The sequence below is a fragment of the Flavobacterium sp. genome (genome assembly GCF_027484205.1).
Classification (GTDB): domain Bacteria; phylum Bacteroidota; class Bacteroidia; order Flavobacteriales; family Flavobacteriaceae; genus Flavobacterium.
Genome location: NZ_JAIXUB010000009.1, coordinates 179,137 through 197,824, shown reverse-complemented (window position 1 = coordinate 197,824; position 18,688 = coordinate 179,137). Strand labels below are relative to the sequence as shown.

Below are 18,688 nucleotides of genomic sequence, written 5' to 3'. Positions count from 1 at the left end.
TAATCAAAATAAATATTTGCTAAATTACTAATGGTACTTCCAACAGTTAAAGTAGGTTTTGTTTTAATTTTAAACACTACATAACCATCATTTGTGGCATCATCAAAAGGAAGATTGATATTTTCAAAAATGAATTCTACTTTGCTTGGATTTGTAATTCTTGTAACGCAACTGTGTGAAGTGTCTGTTATTTGCAACGTTGAAATATCAAACTTTGTAGTATCAATCATGTCTTTAACCACAACATTTTCAGCAGGATAAGTTCCAGTATTTTCAAAACATATTTGATAATGAACATACTCACCAATCATTGTTGGGTTAATTGTTGTTCCTTCTAAACACGTTTTATCATTTGGATCAAAAGAATTTACAACAGTTTGACGTAAAGAAAAAGTATTGTCAGTTGGAGTTTCATCAGCATTCAATCCATTAATTATTGCAGAATAACTCAAAATATCACCTCCATTCACCGCAGGCGTTTCCATTGGTGTATTCACATTTAAGGTTAATGCAAACTCACCACTTTGAAAAGGTGAAATTGTACCAATATTCCAAGAAAGAAAACCTGAACTTGTAGTAGTTGGAGCTAACGTAGAAGAAATATAATCTAAAACGGCTTCATCAAAATTAAAAACCAATGTTGCTGTTTCATTATAATTTCCTTTGTTTTTATATTTAATTTTATAAATAGCATCAAATCCCGGACGAGCAGGAATTAAAGGAATAATAACCACTTCCAAATCGTGATGAATACCATTTGGAACAATACAAAAATTTTGAATAAATGGACTCGCAGTTGCAGGAAAAGTTACAGTTGCACTTGTTGGAGAAACCGTGAAATAACTTGGGTTTTCAAATTGTGGTGTAAAAGTATGCGTTCCTACAGAAACAGGAATTGAATAATTACCCGAAGTATTCGAAATTAATGTTCCAGAATTTGTACCATCAGTAATTGAAAATTTTAAATTGGGGTAAAATCCATCTAATACATCACAACCATTTGAATTTCCATCGAATTTATTGTTTCCTTGAATGGTGTAATAAGTTCCACCAGGTGTAAAAGAACAATAACTATTTACTTGGCAAGTTGTTGAATAGCCATATTCGTTTATTTTAGATTGAACAAATGTTATATCCTCTTCATCCGCACAGATATAAGTTAGATTAGGGTTATTTTGAAAAAGTAAAATACCCCAAGAACTATATCCATTTTTTATATTCAAATATGATAATTGATTATTTTCGCAAATCAAACCTTCCAAATTAGTTAAACCACTTAGATCTAAACTTGGTAATTGATTACCTGTGCAATTCAAAATTTGTAAATTTGTCAAACCACTTAAATTTACATTTGATAATTGATTAAAGGCACAATTTAATATTTGCAAATTTGTCAAACCACTTACATTTAAACTTGTTAATTGATTAGAACCACAAGTCAATTTTTGCAAATTTGTTAAACCACTTACATTTAAACTTGGTAACTGATTATCATTACAATACAAATGTTGCAAATTTGTCAAACCACTTACATTTAAACTTGGTAATTGATTGTTAAAACAATACAAATGTTGCAAATTTGTCAAACCACTTACATTTAAACTTGGTAATTGATTATCATAACAATACAAATGTTGCAAATTTGTTAAACCACTTACATTTAAACTTGGTAATTGATTATCATAACAATACAAATGTTGCAAATTTGTCAAACCACTTACATTTAAACTTGTTAATTGATTATCATAACAATGCAAATATTGCAAATTTGTCAAACCACTTACATTTAAACTTGAAAATTGATTACTACTAAAATCCAAATATTGTAAATTTATCAAACCACTTACATTTACATTTGATAATTGATTATATCCACAATATAATCTTTGTAAATTTATCAAATCACTTACATTTAAACTTGATAATTGATTAAAAACGCATTCCAATCTTTGTAAATTTGTCAAACCACTTACATTTAAACTTGATAATTGATTATATCCACAATACAATACTTGCAAATTTGTAAAACTCAAAATTCCTTCTAAATTTGAAATTGAAGCCTCTGAAACATTCAAATATTTAATCAAACTAGCTTCGCTAACTTGTATTTCTCCATCACCGTTTGAGTCTATATTGTTATAGGAAATCACTAAACCAAATTCATTAGGCGTTTGATAAGAAGCTATTCCATTTGTAGAATTCGCTTCCAACAACTGAGCCTTAAAATTCGCATCAGGAATATTGACAATCTGAGCTTGAAAAAAATTTATAAAAGAAAGAAAAAACAGAAGGTAAATTTTTTTCATAGTGATTTTTTTTAAGTGTTTACTGTTTAGATGTAAAAATCTTATAATGGTTGCGTAAGAAAAATATTATTCTCTATAAAAAACACGCTTCACTCGTTGTGAAATACTTGTCATTATTTCATAAGGAATGGTACCTAATTGCTTTGCCATGAAACTTACTGTTGGGTTATTCCCAAAAATGGTAACTTCGGTTCCTTCTTTGCAATCAATTTCGGTGATATCAACCATGAGCATGTCCATGCAAACACTTCCTAAAATGGGTGCTTTTTTATTTTTTATGGTGACGTAACCTACTCCATTTCCCCAATGTCTTGAAATTCCGTCGGCGTAACCAATTGGAATTGTGGCAACTTTTGTGGTTTTGGTTGCCATAAATCTTCGGCTGTAACCTACGCTTTCGCCTACGTCAATAGTTCTGATTTGGGAAATTATGGATTTTAAAGTACCAACATTTTCCAACAGTTTTTGTTCCTCTTCATCGTTAGAAACACCATAAAGTCCAATTCCTAGTCGAACCATATCATATTGTGCTTGGGAATAATTAGAAATTCCAGAAGTGTTCAAAATATGACGAATTGGATTTATTTGTAATTCTGCAATTAATTGGGAAGATAATTTTTCAAATAATTTAATTTGCGAAAGCGTAAAATCAACAAACTTCATATCATCACTTGCTGACAAATGCGATAGTATACTTTTCACTTCTACCGTTTTGTTATTTTTTAGTTTAGCAATTAATTCATCAATCGTTTCTTCTTCAAATCCTAATCGATGCATTCCAGTATCTAATTTTATGTGAATTGGGAAATGCTTTAACTTTTTTTGTTCGGCAATTTTCAAAAAAGCATTCAATCCTTTTATCGAATAAATTTCGGGTTCTAATTGATGCTGAATAATCGCAGAAAAACTTGTGTTTTCAGGATTCAAAACCATAATTGGCAAATCAATTCCTGCGTTTTTTAACGAAATTCCTTCATCGGCAAAAGCCACACCAAGATAATCTACTTTATGATGCGAAAGTAATTTGGCAATTTCATAACCGCCATTTCCATATCCAAAAGCTTTTACCATAACCATCAATTTGGTTTCTGGTTTTAACTTAGATTTAAAGTAATTCAAGTTATGACTAATCGCATTCAAATTTATTTCTAAAACTGTTTCATGAGTTTTCTCTTCTAATAAAGAAACGATTTCTTCAAAATGAAAATGTCGTGCGCCTTTTATTAAAATGGTTTCATTTTCAAAAGATATGGCATCACTATTTTGAAGGAATTTTTCGGTTGATTCAAAAGCTAAACAATTTGGAAACTTATTTTTAAAAGTTGAAATTGTTGGACCAATAGCAATAACACGATTTATTTTATTAGAAACAATTAAATGAGAAACACTAGAATACAATTCTTCCAAAACCAATCCACTTTGAAAAATATCAGATAGAATTAAGGTTTTCTTTTTATACTGCTTTTGACTTTCAAGAAAATCTAAAGCTATTTTTAACGATTGATAATCAGAACTATAACTGTCATCAATAAGTGTCGTATTATTGATTCCGTTTTTAACTTTCAAGCGCATTTCTACCGGATACAGCAATTGCATACGACTTTGAATGGTATCTTGATCGTATTTGAAATACAAAAGCACCATCAAACATTGAATAGCATTTTCAATCGATGCTTGGTCATTGAACGGAATTGTAATTTTAAAACAAAGTTTGTGATAGGTTATTTTGAGTTCAGTTTGATCTGAATACTCTTTTGCAATCACAAAAACATCGGCTTTACCGTCTTCTGAACTCCAAGTAAACGTATTTATTTTTGGATTTAAAAAAGCTTCAATCGTTTTGTTTTTATTCATTATTAAAACTTCAACCGAGGTAAAAAGTTTTAATTTTTCTTTAATTTTTTCTCCTAAATCTTCAAAACCTTCATCGTGAGCTGAACCAATATTAGATAAAATTCCGATGGTTGGTTGAATGATTTTCTGAAGGTTTTCCATCTCATTTATCGTAGAAATTCCAGCTTCAAAAATTCCAAGATTGTGTTTTTCATTAATTCCTAAAACCGAAAGTGGCACTCCAACTTGCGAATTATAACTTTTAGGAGAACGAATAATATTATAATCAGGACTTAACAAAAAGTTCAACCATTCTTTGATGATGGTCTTTCCATTACTTCCAGTAACTCCAATAATTGGAAAATCGAAATTGCTCCTGTAAGTTGATGCGAAATTTTGAAGTGCTTCTAGGGTATTTTCTACGACTAAAAAATTTGCTTTGTTTTCAAATTCTTCTGGAACATGATTCACCACAAAATTGGAAACACCATTAGAAATCAAATCAGAAATATAATGATGTCCGTCATGATTTGGACCAACAATAGCGAAAAACAAAGTGCTTTCAGAATTTTGAAGCGAACGACTATCAATCGAAAGCGAATCGATTACAGCAATTTCATTAATGCCAACAAATTGTGCTTTAATGATTGGGATTATATTTCTTATGGAGAGTGTCAATTTAGACTATGGGTTTGTGTCTTCCGACAAATGTTCGGCATCTTTTACTTCCATATTTTCGCGCATAGCTTTGTAGTAAGCAGCTCTACTTAATGGTTCGTATTCTTCTGTTTCACCAAGTAAAACAAGATTATCGCTATCTGCTTTTCTAAAACTATAATGTGCTAAGTTTCCTGTTCGTGTGCACACCGCGTGAACTTTAGTAACATATTCGGCAGTAGCCATTAGCGCAGGCATTGGTCCAAAAGGGTTTCCTTTAAAATCCATATCCAAACCAGCAACAATAACACGAATTCCTGAATTGGCTAAATCATTACAAATTTTTACAATTTCATCATCAAAAAACTGTGCTTCGTCAATACCAACCACATCGCAACCTTGTGCTAAAATTGCAATATTAGCCGCAGCAGGAACAGGTGTTGAGCGAATTTCGTTTTTGTTGTGAGAAACTACCATTTCTTCATCATATCGAGTATCGATAGCGGGTTTGAAAATCTCCACTTTTTGTTTGGCAAATTGAGCTCTTTTCAGTCTTCTGATAAGTTCTTCGGTCTTTCCTGAGAACATCGAACCGCAGATTACTTCAATCCAGCCAAATTGCTCTTTATGATTTACTGTATTTTCGAGAAACATTTTGTAATTTCGTTATTGTAAAAAGGTAAATTCCTTTACATTTGTAGAAACAAAAATATCAAAATTCTAACTACATATTTCACTTCAACCAATAAAGTTATGAAAAAAAGATTGGAAGCCGAATTAATCAGCATTGCACACCGAGTTTTGAAATTAAAAAACAAATCGGAAATCGATCAATTGTATCATGAAACCCAAAAATTATACGAAGCATTAACGGTTTTGAAGTTTTATGGCGATAATTATGAGCAAGTAAAATCAGAGATTTCTAACGAAGATATTGAAGAAAAAATCGAAAGTTTTGTTGAAAATAAAACAGTTGTTGCAACACCAAAAGTAGTTGTTGAAGAAACTGTTGAAGCTGAAGAACAAAAGGAAGAAATTGTAGCAGAAGTTGAAAAAGTTGTTGAACAAGAAACAGTTACTGCATCTGAAGAAACCGAAGTTCAAGAAGAAGCTATTGAAGAAGAACCAGTTATTGTTGGCGAAATCACGCTTGAGGAAGAAGATGAAATTGATGAGGAAGAAGTTCCTGTTGGTGAAGCTAAAGGCGACTTAGATTTTGAACCTATTTTTGAATTAGCAGCAGAAACTCCGGTTGAAACTGAAGAAGTAGAAAAACCAAAAGTAGAAGAACCTAAAAAAGAAACACAACAAATTTCTTTTGAAGATTTATTAGGTCAAAATTATACCGAGCCTGTTTTTGTAAAACCAAATGATGTAGTCCTTCCAACTCCTAAAAAAGAGGTTTTTGAAAAATCGGATGATGTTATTGTAGATCGTTTTGAAGGAAAAACACCTTCTTTGAATGATAAACTTTCTAAAACCATCAATATTGGATTGAACGACAGAATGGGATTTGTAAAATTCCTTTTTGCAGACAGTAATGAAGATTACAACCGTGTTTTATCACAATTAAATACGTTCAGCACTTTTAGAGAAGCAAAAGATTTTATTGACGAAATCATCAAGCCAGATTATAACAATTGGGTTGGCGCTGACGATTATGCTGATAGATTTATTGAATTGGTTGAGAAAAAGTTTTTATAAATGTCTAAACTTTATATTGTTCCAACGCCAATTGGCAATCTTGAAGACATGACTTTTAGAGCTATAAAAGTTTTAAAAGAAGCCGATTTAATTCTTGCAGAAGACACACGCACCAGTGGAAAATTACTGAAGCATTTCGAAATTTCAACACACATGCACAGCCATCACATGCACAACGAACACAAAACCGTTGACAATTTGATTGCTCGATTAAAAGGTGGCGAAACTATTGCTTTAATTTCTGATGCTGGAACGCCAGCCATTTCTGATCCTGGATTTTTATTGACACGTGCTTGCGTTGAAAACAATATTGAAGTCGATTGTTTGCCTGGCGCAACCGCTTTTGTACCTGCATTAGTAAATAGCGGTTTGCCTAACGATAGATTTATATTTGAAGGATTTCTACCTGAAAAAAAAGGAAGACAAACAAGGTATTTAGCTTTAGCAGAAGAAACACGAACGATGATTTTCTATGTTTCGCCACATAAATTGGTAAAAACTTTAGCCGAATTTGTAGAATATTTTGGAGCCGAACGCCAAGTTTCTATCTCAAGAGAATTATCAAAACTACATGAAGAAACCATTCGCGGAACAGCTGAAGAAGTTCTAAAACACTTTGAGGCAAAACCTCCTAAAGGTGAAATTGTTGCTGTTGTTAGCGGAAAAATTTCAGTAAAAGACAAAAGAAAAGACCACGATGAGTAACATTGATAACTTTTTAAATAAAGTAAAACAAAATCCAAAATTAATAACCTTTCAAGAAACAATTGAAGTAATTGATTCAAATTACAACTTCACTCCTACTAGTTTCAAAAACGGAAATCAACTAAATAATGCCGGCGAAAATAATGGTTCTTGCAAAATTTTCGCTTTCGCCAAAATAAATAATTTAGAAAAAGACGAAACTTTATCGCTTTTTGGAAGTTATTATTTTGATGATGTTTTAAAAAATCCTGATGGAATTGATCATCAAAATATTAGAAATTTTATGACCTTTGGTTGGGATGGAATTTCATTTGATGGTGAAGCTTTGGAGTTGAAATAAGTAACATAATAACTTGTTTTTAAAATAGTTCTATTTTTTTATACCTTTACAAAACATTTACACGCCAAAATCTAATATCAAAAATCTAATATCCTATGCGTTGGACATTACAATCGAAGCCAGAAAAAGAACAAGTTCAAAAACTACAAAACGAACTTCAAGTCGATGAAATTATTGCGACTTTATTAGTACAAAGAGGTATTACAACCTACGACCAAGCCAAAACATTTTTTCGCCCAACTTTAGAAGATTTGCACAATCCTTATCTGATGAAAGATATGGACAAAGCGGTTTCTCGCATTGAAAAAGCTATTGAAAACGGAGAAAACATTCTAGTTTTTGGCGATTATGATGTCGATGGAACTACTGCTGTTTCATTGGTTTCATCCTATTTAAAAAGTTATTATCCAAATATTGCTACTTACATTCCAGATAGATACGACGAAGGTTACGGAATTTCCTATAAAGGAATCGACTATGCCGACGACAACGGAATTTCGTTAATAATTGCGCTTGATTGTGGTATAAAATCCATCGATCACGTTGCTTATGCGAATGCAAAAAACATCGATTTTATCATTTGTGATCACCATCGACCTGGAAATGAATTACCTAATGCGGTTGCAGTTTTAGATCCAAAACGTGACGATTGCACTTATCCTTATGACGAACTTTGCGGTTGTGGTGTAGGTTTCAAACTCATTCAAGCGTTGGCCGAAAACAGAAATCAATCTATTTTTGATTTAATTCCTTATTTAGATTTGGTTGCCACAGCCATTGCTGCAGACATTGTTCCGATAACTGGTGAAAATCGAGTTTTGGCAAAATTTGGTTTGGAAGTTATCAACTCTAATCCAAGACCAGGAATAAAAGCATTGATTCAGAATGTTAAGAAAAAGGTGCTTACAATAACCGATGTTGTTTTCATTATTGCACCGAGAATTAACGCCGCTGGAAGAATAAAACACGGAAACGAAGCGGTTGCTTTATTGACCGAATTTGATTTAGAACAAGCAGAAATTTTTGCTTCCGAAATTGAACAACACAATGCCGACCGAAAAGATTTAGACAAACAAATTACTATTGAAGCGCTTTCGCAAATAGAAACCAATAACGAAAAAGAGAAATTCACAACTGTAGTTTATCAAGAAAATTGGCACAAAGGCGTCATCGGAATTGTCGCATCACGATTGACAGAAACCTATTATCGACCAACGATTGTTTTTACCAAAAGTGGCGATAAATTAGCTGCTTCAGCACGTTCGGTTAAAGATTTTGATATTTATAATGCACTTGAAGCTTGCTCAGAACATTTGGAACAATTTGGTGGACACATGTATGCTGCTGGAATGACTTTGAAAGAAGAGAATTACCAAAAATTTAAAGATGCTTTTGAAAAAGAAGTTCAAAAAACCATTCACCCTGATTTATTAATTCCAGAAATTTCTGTGGATTTAGAAATCAATTTTTCAGATATTAATCCAAAGTTGATTCGATTATTAAGTCAGTTTGAACCTTTTGGACCACAAAATATGACACCTGTTTTTATGACTAAAAATGTAAAAGATACAGGTTATGCAAAGCCACTAGGAAAAGACAACGAACATTTAAAGTTATTTGTAAAACAATCCCGAAGTATCGGGAAAGAAGGTTTTGGAGCAATTGGTTTTGGATTAGGAACCAAATTAGATGCTGTTAAAAATCAAAAACCATTTGATATTGTTTATTGCATTGACGAAAATGAGTTTAACGGAAATGTAACCATTCAATTGCGTTTAAAAGATTTGAAGAATTAATACTACAAATTGTAACGTGAATTTTGTCTATTTTTGTCTACAAAATAACCTCTATTTATTATGAAGCAGATTATCATTGTGCTTTTATCAGTAATTGTATTAATTTTAGGCTATAATTTATATAGTGATTACCAACGTTTTCATTCGCCAGGAACAGATTATGTTAGCAATCAAAAAATTGATTTAAATTATCATGATCAAACGATTGTACAAAATTATAATCAAGCTATTGAAGATGTTAATGGTTTTGTAAGATTATCATGGGCAAATAATGATGTAGATGTAAGAAATCCTGACGATGACGATGATGACACAAAAGCATTGGTAAACGAATACACTAAGAAATTAGGTATCGTTAAAATGTATGAAAAACGTTTGATTGAATCGGCTAAAATGAAAAGTGAAGGACTAAATGATAAAGATGTAATTGCCTTTGAAACTAGCGGATTTAAAGGAAAAGAGTATGATGAATTCGTTAAAAGAAAATTTTTGATGGATACCTTTAAAAGCAATCCTGAAAAGTACAGTTTGAAAGTAGGTGATTACAGTTCTTTCGTTTATGAATTACAAAAAATATTAGTAAAAAAAGGACACAACATTCCTATTGATGGTCTTTTTAGAGATATTACTTTTAAAGCTGTTGGTGAATTTGAACAAAAAAACGGTTTGTTTCCAGATGGAAAAGTAGATGCTGTAACTTTAGATTATCTGCTTAGGTAAATTTTTCAAAATTACTTTTTTATGGAATGTTTCTAATTATTGGAATTTTTTTTAGGTCTATAACTATCAGATAATTTAGATATTGATCATTTTCAATAGTTGCTTCATGAGTTTCATATCCTTTCATTTTAAAAACCAAAATATCACCTTTTTTTGCGTAATATTTGAACTCCCCATTTTTATCCGAAATAAATTCTTTATTTTTATTTAGAACAATAGTTACATCTGTAAGATTTAAAAAAGTATGTGAATCTCTGATATGAAATGTGACAAAAAAGTTCTCGTAATGAATTTTATTTTCAGGTGATTTTCGCTCAACACCTAATTGAAAATTATTTTTCGCACATGAAATTACTACTAGCTGAACTAATAATATTAAAACAATCTTATAGCTATGATTATTAGTTTCCATAGGTCTTAAGCTCAAAGTTTTCACCATCAAAAACTCCGTAAGTAAAGTAGCCAATCCAATCACCAAGATTTACATATTCTGAATTTTCACCAATTTTTAAAGTCATTGGTAGATGTCTGTGGCCAAAAATCAGGTAATTATAATGTTTGGTTTCTAATTTTTTCTTAGCGTATAAAATTAACCATTCGTTGTCTTCGCCTAAGTATTTTACGTCTTCTGCTCCAGAAATTAATTTGTTTTTTACGGAAAGATATTGAGCTAATTTCATTCCGATGTCTGGATGAAGCCAACGGTACAACCATTTTGAAAACGGATGAACGAATACTTTCTTCATTCGTTTGTAACCTTTGTCACCTGGACCTTTTCCATCGCCATGACCAATTAAAAACGTTTTATTGTTGAAAGTAAATTCTTTGTTATCATGATAAACTGGAATATTTAGTTCTTTTTGAAAATAATCATTCATCCATAAATCATGGTTTCCGACGAAGAAATAAATAGGAATTCCACTGTCGCGTATTTCGGCTAACTTCCCTAAAACTCTAACAAATCCTTTTGGAACTACAGTTTTATATTCGAACCAAAAATCAAACAAATCACCCAGTAGAAATATGGCTTCGGCATCTTTTTTAACTTCATCCAACCAAGCTACAAATTTTTGCTCACGCGGAAAACTAGCTTCGGGCGTTGGAGCTCCAAAATGTTGATCGGAAGCGAAATAGATTTTTTTGTTTGACATTTTGTAAAAATAGTAAATTACAAATTATCAGAAGCGTACCATTCGGCAAATGAGCTTTCTGTTTCTTGCAATTTTAAGGAATGTAATTGAATATTATTTGGCAACCTGTCTTGAATTTTCTTAGCAAAATCAATTACCATATTTTCACTTGTAGGCTGATAATCTACTAAAATCACATGATGTCCACGATTTTTTAGTTCTTGAGCTAACTCAACATGTGGTGTGTTTTTATTAAAAACTGTAGCATGATCAAAAACATCTACAATTTCTTCACGAACAATTTTTTTCAAATCAGAAAAATCAATTACCATTCCGAATTTTACATTATTCGAATCGGTTATTGGTGTTCCAATTACGGTTACAGACAGTTTGTAACTATGACCATGAACATTTTTACATTTTCCATCGTAGCCATAAAGTGCATGACCTGTTTCAAAAGAAAACTGTTTTGTAATTCTGATTTTACTCATCATAAAGATTTTAGATTGCAAATTTAAGGAATTTTACTCTAAGTCTTTTCTGTTTTTTGAACGATAGTACATATAGTAAGCAATTCCAACTAAAAGAACGAATGGCACAAATGAACCAATTATTATTCCAGTTTGATAGCTTGAATCAGGTGCGTTTTTAAGTTTTTCATCAATAGCAACTTGAAGAAAAATAAATAGGAACTTCATCTGAAGAATTTTAATTATTATACAAATTTACAAAAAAATAAGGTTGCCTTATGAGCAACCTTAACTTATATTTTTTGATTGAAATTTATGGATTTTGTTCAAACTCTTGATTTTCATTTATATGTGAAGCTCTTGAATTAATTGTTTTGTTATCACTTCCTACAACAAAAGCAACGAAACTAATGTTTGATGCATTTTCAATATTTGATGGAACAGGAATTGAGAATGATTTAGTAACTGTACTACCTAAAGTTGTTGCATCGGTAATATTCTCACCTAAAATATCTGTCATTGAAACTCGAAGAACATGATTGTGAACAAAATCAGCAATATGATCTTCGCCATCATAATAAATAGTATAATTAGTTTGTTCATAAACTAACCCATCTTCTAGAAGATAAACAACTAGTTTTAAATCTGAATAATCCTGAGCAAATTTCACATTTACATCAAGATTAACAACATTATCAACTAATGATGAATTCATTGCCAAACCTAAACCTGTATTTTTACCTGTCAAATCAACTGCTTGTTGAATATTAGAAGTTTCAGGAAATGTCCAAACAACTACTCTGTTTAATCGAGAAACAGGCAATGCTAATGCATTATTTGGAGAAATTAAATTTTTTAATGGATCAATTCCTTCAAAGTGGTAAGGATCATTTCCATTGTGAATAGCAACAGATACAACATTATCTGTTTCCTCTTTTACTTGTTCAATAGCATAAGCAACTCTTGTACAGTTTCCACACCAAGTTCCAGTATAATCTTCAATTAAAACTCTTTTTTTAAACTGACCAGAAATGGGCTCTTCGTTGTTATTGTTATTAGAATTATTTTCAATAACGACAGTATCGTTGCAAGATGAAAATAAAATTGCAACAATAAATAAAGTCAAAAATTGAATCTTTTTCATAATTATAAAAATTGCATGATTATTGATTGCAAATAAAACAAAAAAAACTTTAATCTTATTATTATTATTTATTTATTTGCAACTCTAATACAATAATTTATGAAAAAAATTGCTCTTTTATTGCTTTTAACTTCTTTTAATTTATTTGCTCAAAATAATCTTCCTGACTTGAATCTTTCAGATTTAGAGGGGAAAAAGTTTTCTTTAAAAAATGATTTCTCCGAAAAAGATAAATTGTATGTATTTTCATTTTGGGCAACCTGGTGTGCGCCGTGTATCAATGAGTTAGATGAAATGAATGATGTTCAAGAGGAATGGAAAAAGGATTTAAATTTTGAAGTAATTGCAGTATCGACTGATGATTCAAGAACTCAAAAAAGAGTAAAACCATTAATCAACGGTAAAGGTTGGGAATACAAAATTTTATTGGATACAAATCAAGATTTCAAAAGAGCTTTATCTATCGTAAATATTCCTTATACTATCGTGGTAAAAAACAATCAAATTGTTCACATTCAAAATGGATATGTTCCTGGAAGTGAAGAAGAATTATATAAAAAATTAAAATCCTTGTAAAAAACTACACTCCTAAAATGAAACAAACTTTAACTAAACTACTTTTAATTTTACTTCCAATAACCGTTTTTTCTCAAGAGAAAGAAAAAGAAAAGGGAAACTTTTTTGGAGGTTTTGAATCTAATTCGCAATGGTATTTAAATGATACTGGTTTAAAAGATGAATTCGATAATCCAACAGCACATCCAGAAAAGCCAATACGTTCAAATAATTATCTCTTTTTAAATTATACCTATAAAAATTGGGCAGCAGGAATTCAAGGCGAATCTTTTCAAGAAGATGCACTTTTAAACATGAATCCAAAATATAAAGGTACCAATGTTGCAACTTATTTTCTTCAATTTAAAACCGAAAAAATTGATGTAACAGCAGGTTATTTCTACGAACAATTTGGAAGTGGTTTATTATACAGAAGTTGGGAAGACAGAGCTTTAGGAATAAATAATGCTTTGCGTGGCGGAAGAGTAATTTTCAAACCAACAAAATTTTTGACTTTCAAATCTATTTATGGTCAGCAAAGAACAGGTTTTGATGTTTCCAAAGGAAAAGTATATGGAATTGATACGGAAATAGTATTATCTGATATTTTAAAATATAAAACTACCGATTTATCTCTAGGATTAACATACGTAGGAAGAGATGAAAAAACTAATGTTGCCAATCCTGAATTCAATAGTTTAACAAATGGTTTTGCAGGAAGATTAAACTTCAATCACGAAGCTTTTTATTTCGCAACTGAATATGATTACAAATCAAATGATGCGGTTGTTCAGGTTCAAGACCAAGTAAATAATGGCTTAATTAAGCCAGGAAATGCTTTATTACTGAATTTAGGTTATTCAAAAAAAGGATTTGGTGTTGATGCCTCTTTTAGAAGATTAGAAAACATGAGTTTCTTTTCTGAACGTGGCGCAAAAGGAAATTCGTTTAACGACAGAATTATGAATTTTATTCCAAGTTTAACGAAGCAACACCACTATAATTTAGCTAATATTTATGTTTATCAAGCACAACCAAATGTAATTCTTGCCGATACTGAAATTGTCAAAGCTGGTGAAATTGGTGGTCAAGTAGATTTATTTTACGATTTTAAAAAAGGTACAAAACTTGGCGGAAAATATGGTACAAAAGTAGCTTTAAACATTTCTAACTGGAATGCTTTATCGGGTACTTTTTATATTGGGAGTCCTCAAGATTATAAAACAGATTTCTTTGGTTTTGGGAAAAGATATTTCACAGATTATAATGTAGAGGTTACTAAAAAATGGAATTCTAAATGGCAATCTATTTTTAGTTATATCAATCAATATTATAACAAAAAAATGATTCAAGAAACTTCAGGTGAAGTTAACACAAATATTCTTGCCGCTGAAGCAACCTATAAATTTACTTCATCGCGTTCTATAAGAGTTCTTGGAGAACATATGTGGGCAGATTCAGATAAAAAAAATTGGGCAGGTGCAACTGTTGAAATGAATCTTAATTCTAAATTATCATTCTATGTTTCTGACTTATACAACTACGGAAATGATGTAGATTATTTACAAAATCATTATTACAATTTTGGTGGAGCATTTAGAAAGAATTCAACAAGAATTGCGCTTAACTACGGAAGACAAAGAGGTGGATTAGTTTGTGTTGGTGGTGTTTGTCGATTTGTTCCAGAAAGTTCAGGAGTTTCATTATCATTAAACACTTCATTCTAAAATAATATGAAAATTACCAAAAAAATAGCATCCTTAATACTTTATAGTTTTTGTATGCTATTTTTTTATTCCTGTAATTCAGATGAAAATTACACCTCAATAGAATCTCCTGTTGTGATGGATTTGACTCAAGTTCCTTATATTAAATTATCTGATTATAAGTTTTTTGAAGGTGATATAAAAAGTCAAAAACCTTCTTATGGAGTTTTGCCATACAAACCCGAAAGCGAATTATTTACAGACTATGCTCAGAAAAAAAGGTTTGTTTGGATGCCAAATGGCGAAAAAGCAACTTATGTAAACGACCATTCCATTTTAAAATTGCCTATTGGTGCAGCTTTGATTAAAAGTTTCTATTACAATAATGTTCAACCATCAAATACAACTAGAATTGTTGAGACTAGAATTATGATTAGAAAAAATGATGGTTGGATTTATGCAAATTATGTTTGGAATACTGAACAAACAGAAGCTTTTTTAGATTTACAAGGAAGTACAACACCTATAACATTTGTTGAAAATTCTGTTCAAAAAACTATTGATTATGTTATTCCAAATGAAATGCAATGTGCAGGATGTCATACTATTTCAGGTTCAAAAAAACCAATTGGAATAAAACCTCAAAACCTAAACTTCAATTATGCATTTACTGATGGAACAAAAAACCAACTCAAAAAATGGGTTAATTTTGGTTATTTAGAAAATAATTTGCCTTCTAATATTATTTCAGTTGTAAATTATAAAGACACGAGCAAACCTTTAGAATTAAGAGTTCGCTCTTATTTTGATTCCAACTGTGCACATTGTCATCAAGATGGTGGTTATGCAAATTTCTTTAATCTAAAATTTGCTTTTAATGAAACTGTTGATCAAACAAAAATGGGTGTATGTGTTTCTCCAAATCACATTGTTCCAGGAATTGAAGGAAGAATTATAAAACCAGGAAATATAAATCAATCACTATTGTATTATAGAATTAACACTAATGATCCTTATTATAGAATGCCTTTTCTTGGAAGAACGATTGTTCAAGAAGAAGCTGTTCAATTAATGGAACAATGGATCAATTCACTTACAGATTGCCCATAAAAAAAACTATTTTTGTGAAAAATAAACCATAAAAAAAGCCATCATAAACTGATGGCTTTTTTAAAATATTATATACTTTTAAGACTAACCTGCACTTGGAGTATATCTGTAAGTAACTGTTACTTTATTTCCAACTTCTTCATCGTTTTCATTGTATTGAAAAAATTCAAAAACATAATCAATTGGACTTGAACTCGAAGCATAATTTTGAAAGTGGAAAGATTCACCACCAATTTGACCTTTAGCAGGAACAGTAATTACTTCATTTCTATCTAAAGGATATTCACTTCCAACCGCAACAGCAGAATAACATACTTGTCCGAAACAAAACTGCATATCAGTTTCATTATTTGTAGCAGAAACTAGTCTAGCTTTAACATTGATTGCTGATGAAGATGTATTTTTAACATAAAACGAAACTAAAGCATTATCGTCTCCTGTAGTTGTTACATTAATAACATCACCATTTTTAATTTCAGTTCCGTCAAGTTTGGTGATTTTCATTTCACCGCCGCCGCCATTATCATCACTTGAACAACTTAAAACAGTTAATGATGCGAATAATAATAAAAAGATTTTTTTCATGATTTATAGTTTAATTATTTTAATACAATTTTTTCTGTTTGCTCTCCATTTTCATTAGCCATTTTTACTAAGTAAATACCTTTTTGTAAATTAGTTAAGTTTAATGGTGACTGATTTGTAATTTGTTTAGCAGAATAAACTACTTTCCCAGTTAAATCACTAATGGTAACATCAACTGCTGTTGTTGAATCAATAGTAATCAATCCGTTTGATGGATTTGGATAAACATTTATTTTAGCAATTGAAAAGCCATCTGTAGCTAGAGCTTGATCAATCGCATAAGTTGATTGCATAATTTCTTTAGTTGCATTATTTTGAACAAAAACAACAACCTCTAAATCAGAATAATCTTCGATAAATGTTCCAGATAAATTTGTTGTAATTGAAGTGGTAACTGGCACATCGTGAGTACAGTTTATAACTGTTCCATTTGCATCAGGCATCATTTTCATCATTACATTTTTAAACGATGATTCACCATTACTAGCAACGTTTCCAGTAGTTGTTTTTTCAACTACTGCAACATATAATTTATAAGCTCCATCAAGATAAGGAGTTGAAGTAACATTAACTGACATTGTAGTTCCAACTAAATTTTTAGTAGCACTTAATGCAAAATAAGCTGGTTTAGCTGCAGCTGCAGTATAATCTGCTTGAAGTCCAGTAACACTTGAATTTGTAGCATCAACAGCATCAACAAAAAGTGTTGGAGCAGCACTTACACTATAATATCCTCTTCTTGAACCAACCTCAGCAGTATAATAAGGATCACCACTTCCTGGCCAGTTCACTTGGTAGTTAATTAATGAAATATTACTTCCATTTGTTCCATAAAATGGAGTGAAGTATGAACCATTAAAACTTGCACATGGTCCACAAGTTGAACTCGTAAATTTCTCATACATTGGTCTTCTTGTTGTAGAATTACTTGCAACACTAACCGTTTTTGTTATTTCATTATTTGCAGGAAATGCATCCGTAACTCCATTTGGATTACTCACCCAAACTTTTAAAGAATAAGTTCCAGGAGTAGCATTCCATGTAGTAGTATGTGAGTAGTTATAAGTTTGACCTGGAGTAATATTTAAACCTGTTAAATTTTGAGAATTAATTGTACCACCATTTATTTGCCAATTTATTGTAGCGCTAGTGATGTTATTTGAACCTCCATTTGCAAAAACTCCAGAGATTGTTTTTGTTCCAGGAAGAACAACGCTAGGAGTTGCAACTGTATTTAATTCAGCATCGTTTGTTACAATTTGATTTACAGAAATATTATCAAAATAAATATTGTTACCATATTGTGAAGTTGCGGAAAGTCTTATGTATCTATTTCCATTAGTTCCAGCAGGTATATTAAATGAATAATTATACCAACCTTCAGCTGAAACAACTGGAGTTAAAGATATTGAACGATTCACTGTTCCTAATAAGTTAGTACCATTTGATAATGGACTTGTAGAAAGGTAAACCATAACTTTATCAGCATCCGTTGGATAAGCTCCATCTCTGTACATACTAAATTTTACTTTGTATGTATTAGCGCTTGAAAGTGTAAACAAAGGAGAAGTTAAAACATAAACATTTCCTGCTGCAACATCATAAGATGCAAATTTTGCCATTCCTGCACCAGCGTAAGGCGAACAGTTTGGATTTGAACCAGTTGCTACTTGCGACCAACCAGCATTAGTTGCTGAACCTGTTGGATGTGAAACTGTCCAGTTTAATGCTGTATCAAAAGTTTCAGATATAACCTGAGCATTACCTTGTAAAACTGCAAAAAAGAAAAATAAATAAGTAATTTTTTTCATTGAAAGTGTAGTTTGTTAGTTGTTAGTTTTTTTTAAGTATGCAATGATAGAAAAAAAAATAATATAAAAACAATATTATCTTAACATTTTTTTAGTCAATTCATTGATTTTTAGAA

Annotated in this window: 18 protein-coding genes; 8 read left to right on the top strand and 10 right to left on the bottom strand. The window is 30.9% G+C overall.

Translation table 11 applies throughout. From position 1 onward, the window contains the following. The 3 genes from Q0049_RS03515 to Q0049_RS03505 all read right to left on the bottom strand — a co-directional run. Positions 1 to 2,306: leucine-rich repeat domain-containing protein (locus tag Q0049_RS03515; protein ID WP_298116610.1), on the bottom strand; the 2,306-nt coding region annotated here is incomplete at its 3' end. Positions 2,307 to 2,372: 66 nt separating this feature from the next. Next, complete coding sequence (locus Q0049_RS03510) at positions 2,373 to 4,817, bottom strand: bifunctional UDP-N-acetylmuramoyl-tripeptide:D-alanyl-D-alanine ligase/alanine racemase (protein WP_298116608.1); 2,445 nt, start codon at positions 4,815 to 4,817, stop codon at positions 2,373 to 2,375. 6 nt (positions 4,818 to 4,823) lie between these two features. Further along, positions 4,824 to 5,450, bottom strand: coding sequence for a thymidine kinase (locus tag Q0049_RS03505; protein WP_298116606.1), 627 nt, complete (start codon positions 5,448 to 5,450; stop codon positions 4,824 to 4,826). Between the two features lie 99 nt (positions 5,451 to 5,549). Here Q0049_RS03505 and Q0049_RS03500 point away from each other — a divergent pair, with 99 nt between their 5' ends. From Q0049_RS03500 to Q0049_RS03480, 5 genes are all read left to right on the top strand, one after another. Next, entirely contained in the window at positions 5,550 to 6,500 is a 951-nt protein-coding gene (locus Q0049_RS03500; protein WP_298116604.1) for a hypothetical protein, read from the top strand. Continuing rightward, a complete protein-coding gene (gene rsmI, locus Q0049_RS03495; protein WP_298116601.1) occupies positions 6,501 to 7,205 on the top strand; it encodes a 16S rRNA (cytidine(1402)-2'-O)-methyltransferase in 705 nt (234 codons plus the stop codon). Continuing rightward, on the top strand, positions 7,198 to 7,545 hold the full coding sequence (locus Q0049_RS03490) for a HopJ type III effector protein (protein ID WP_298116599.1): 348 nt from the start codon (positions 7,198 to 7,200) through the stop codon (positions 7,543 to 7,545). Before rsmI ends, Q0049_RS03490 begins: the two co-directional genes overlap by 8 nt. Positions 7,546 to 7,640: 95 nt before the next feature. Beyond that, positions 7,641 to 9,341 carry a single-stranded-DNA-specific exonuclease RecJ gene (gene recJ, locus Q0049_RS03485; RefSeq protein WP_298116598.1) on the top strand — a complete coding sequence of 567 codons (1,701 nt, stop codon included), beginning with the start codon at positions 7,641 to 7,643 and terminating at the stop codon, positions 9,339 to 9,341. A gap of 60 nt (positions 9,342 to 9,401) precedes the next feature. After that, positions 9,402 to 10,061, top strand: coding sequence for a peptidoglycan-binding domain-containing protein (locus Q0049_RS03480; RefSeq protein WP_298116597.1), 660 nt, complete (start codon positions 9,402 to 9,404; stop codon positions 10,059 to 10,061). 19 nt (positions 10,062 to 10,080) lie between these two features. Here Q0049_RS03480 and Q0049_RS03475 read toward each other — a convergent pair whose 3' ends face one another. The 5 genes from Q0049_RS03475 to Q0049_RS03455 all read right to left on the bottom strand — a co-directional run bounded on the left by Q0049_RS03475 (position 10,081) and on the right by Q0049_RS03455 (position 12,805). Then, positions 10,081 to 10,473: a hypothetical protein gene (locus Q0049_RS03475; protein ID WP_298116596.1), complete on the bottom strand. Its 393-nt coding sequence runs from the start codon at positions 10,471 to 10,473 to the stop codon at positions 10,081 to 10,083. Further along, positions 10,463 to 11,212 carry a UDP-2,3-diacylglucosamine diphosphatase gene (locus tag Q0049_RS03470; protein ID WP_298116595.1) on the bottom strand — a complete coding sequence of 250 codons (750 nt, stop codon included), beginning with the start codon at positions 11,210 to 11,212 and terminating at the stop codon, positions 10,463 to 10,465. The genes Q0049_RS03475 and Q0049_RS03470 overlap by 11 nt, the downstream gene beginning before the upstream one ends. Positions 11,213 to 11,229: 17 nt before the next feature. Beyond that, positions 11,230 to 11,682, bottom strand: a complete 453-nt coding sequence (locus tag Q0049_RS03465) for a 6-carboxytetrahydropterin synthase (RefSeq protein WP_298116620.1) — start codon at positions 11,680 to 11,682, stop codon at positions 11,230 to 11,232. A 33-nt stretch (positions 11,683 to 11,715) separates the two neighbouring features. After that, entirely contained in the window at positions 11,716 to 11,889 is a 174-nt protein-coding gene (locus Q0049_RS03460) for a hypothetical protein (protein WP_298116594.1), read from the bottom strand. 85 nt (positions 11,890 to 11,974) lie between these two features. After that, a complete protein-coding gene (locus Q0049_RS03455; RefSeq protein ID WP_298116593.1) occupies positions 11,975 to 12,805 on the bottom strand; it encodes an Omp28-related outer membrane protein in 831 nt (276 codons plus the stop codon). 99 nt (positions 12,806 to 12,904) lie between these two features. Between Q0049_RS03455 and Q0049_RS03450 the strand changes: the two genes are divergently transcribed. From Q0049_RS03450 to Q0049_RS03440, 3 genes are read left to right on the top strand one after another with little or no spacing between them, the layout of a single operon-like run. Further along, positions 12,905 to 13,381 carry a TlpA disulfide reductase family protein gene (locus Q0049_RS03450; protein WP_298116592.1) on the top strand — a complete coding sequence of 159 codons (477 nt, stop codon included), beginning with the start codon at positions 12,905 to 12,907 and terminating at the stop codon, positions 13,379 to 13,381. Positions 13,382 to 13,398: 17 nt separating this feature from the next. Continuing rightward, a complete protein-coding gene (locus tag Q0049_RS03445) occupies positions 13,399 to 15,087 on the top strand; it encodes a DUF6029 family protein (RefSeq protein WP_298116591.1) in 1,689 nt (562 codons plus the stop codon). Between the two features lie 6 nt (positions 15,088 to 15,093). Next, positions 15,094 to 16,176 (top strand): hypothetical protein, encoded by a 1,083-nt coding sequence (locus Q0049_RS03440; RefSeq protein ID WP_298116590.1) that lies wholly within the window; start codon positions 15,094 to 15,096, stop codon positions 16,174 to 16,176. 84 nt (positions 16,177 to 16,260) lie between these two features. Here the strand turns inward: Q0049_RS03440 and Q0049_RS03435 are convergent, their stop codons facing one another. Both Q0049_RS03435 and Q0049_RS03430 read right to left on the bottom strand, forming a co-directional pair. After that, positions 16,261 to 16,761, bottom strand: a complete 501-nt coding sequence (locus Q0049_RS03435) for a hypothetical protein (protein ID WP_298116589.1) — start codon at positions 16,759 to 16,761, stop codon at positions 16,261 to 16,263. Between the two features lie 14 nt (positions 16,762 to 16,775). Continuing rightward, complete coding sequence (locus tag Q0049_RS03430; protein WP_298116588.1) at positions 16,776 to 18,572, bottom strand: T9SS type A sorting domain-containing protein; 1,797 nt, start codon at positions 18,570 to 18,572, stop codon at positions 16,776 to 16,778. Positions 18,573 to 18,688: the final 116 nt, after the last annotated feature.

Excerpts from the sequence above, each read along its gene's own strand:
- Q0049_RS03505 (WP_298116606.1), bottom strand. The coding sequence starts at position 5,450 with ATGTTTCTCGAAAATACAGTAAATCATAAAGAGCAATTTGGCTGGATT.
- Q0049_RS03500 (WP_298116604.1), top strand. The coding sequence starts at position 5,550 with ATGAAAAAAAGATTGGAAGCCGAATTAATCAGCATTGCACACCGAGTT.
- rsmI (WP_298116601.1), top strand. The coding sequence starts at position 6,501 with ATGTCTAAACTTTATATTGTTCCAACGCCAATTGGCAATCTTGAAGAC.
- Q0049_RS03490 (WP_298116599.1), top strand. The coding sequence starts at position 7,198 with ATGAGTAACATTGATAACTTTTTAAATAAAGTAAAACAAAATCCAAAA.
- recJ (WP_298116598.1), top strand. The coding sequence starts at position 7,641 with ATGCGTTGGACATTACAATCGAAGCCAGAAAAAGAACAAGTTCAAAAA.
- Q0049_RS03480 (WP_298116597.1), top strand. The coding sequence starts at position 9,402 with ATGAAGCAGATTATCATTGTGCTTTTATCAGTAATTGTATTAATTTTA.
- Q0049_RS03475 (WP_298116596.1), bottom strand. The coding sequence starts at position 10,473 with ATGGAAACTAATAATCATAGCTATAAGATTGTTTTAATATTATTAGTT.
- Q0049_RS03470 (WP_298116595.1), bottom strand. The coding sequence starts at position 11,212 with ATGTCAAACAAAAAAATCTATTTCGCTTCCGATCAACATTTTGGAGCT.
- Q0049_RS03465 (WP_298116620.1), bottom strand. The coding sequence starts at position 11,682 with ATGAGTAAAATCAGAATTACAAAACAGTTTTCTTTTGAAACAGGTCAT.
- Q0049_RS03460 (WP_298116594.1), bottom strand. The coding sequence starts at position 11,889 with ATGAAGTTCCTATTTATTTTTCTTCAAGTTGCTATTGATGAAAAACTT.
- Q0049_RS03455 (WP_298116593.1), bottom strand. The coding sequence starts at position 12,805 with ATGAAAAAGATTCAATTTTTGACTTTATTTATTGTTGCAATTTTATTT.
- Q0049_RS03450 (WP_298116592.1), top strand. The coding sequence starts at position 12,905 with ATGAAAAAAATTGCTCTTTTATTGCTTTTAACTTCTTTTAATTTATTT.
- Q0049_RS03445 (WP_298116591.1), top strand. The coding sequence starts at position 13,399 with ATGAAACAAACTTTAACTAAACTACTTTTAATTTTACTTCCAATAACC.
- Q0049_RS03440 (WP_298116590.1), top strand. The coding sequence starts at position 15,094 with ATGAAAATTACCAAAAAAATAGCATCCTTAATACTTTATAGTTTTTGT.
- Q0049_RS03435 (WP_298116589.1), bottom strand. The coding sequence starts at position 16,761 with ATGAAAAAAATCTTTTTATTATTATTCGCATCATTAACTGTTTTAAGT.
- Q0049_RS03430 (WP_298116588.1), bottom strand. The coding sequence starts at position 18,572 with ATGAAAAAAATTACTTATTTATTTTTCTTTTTTGCAGTTTTACAAGGT.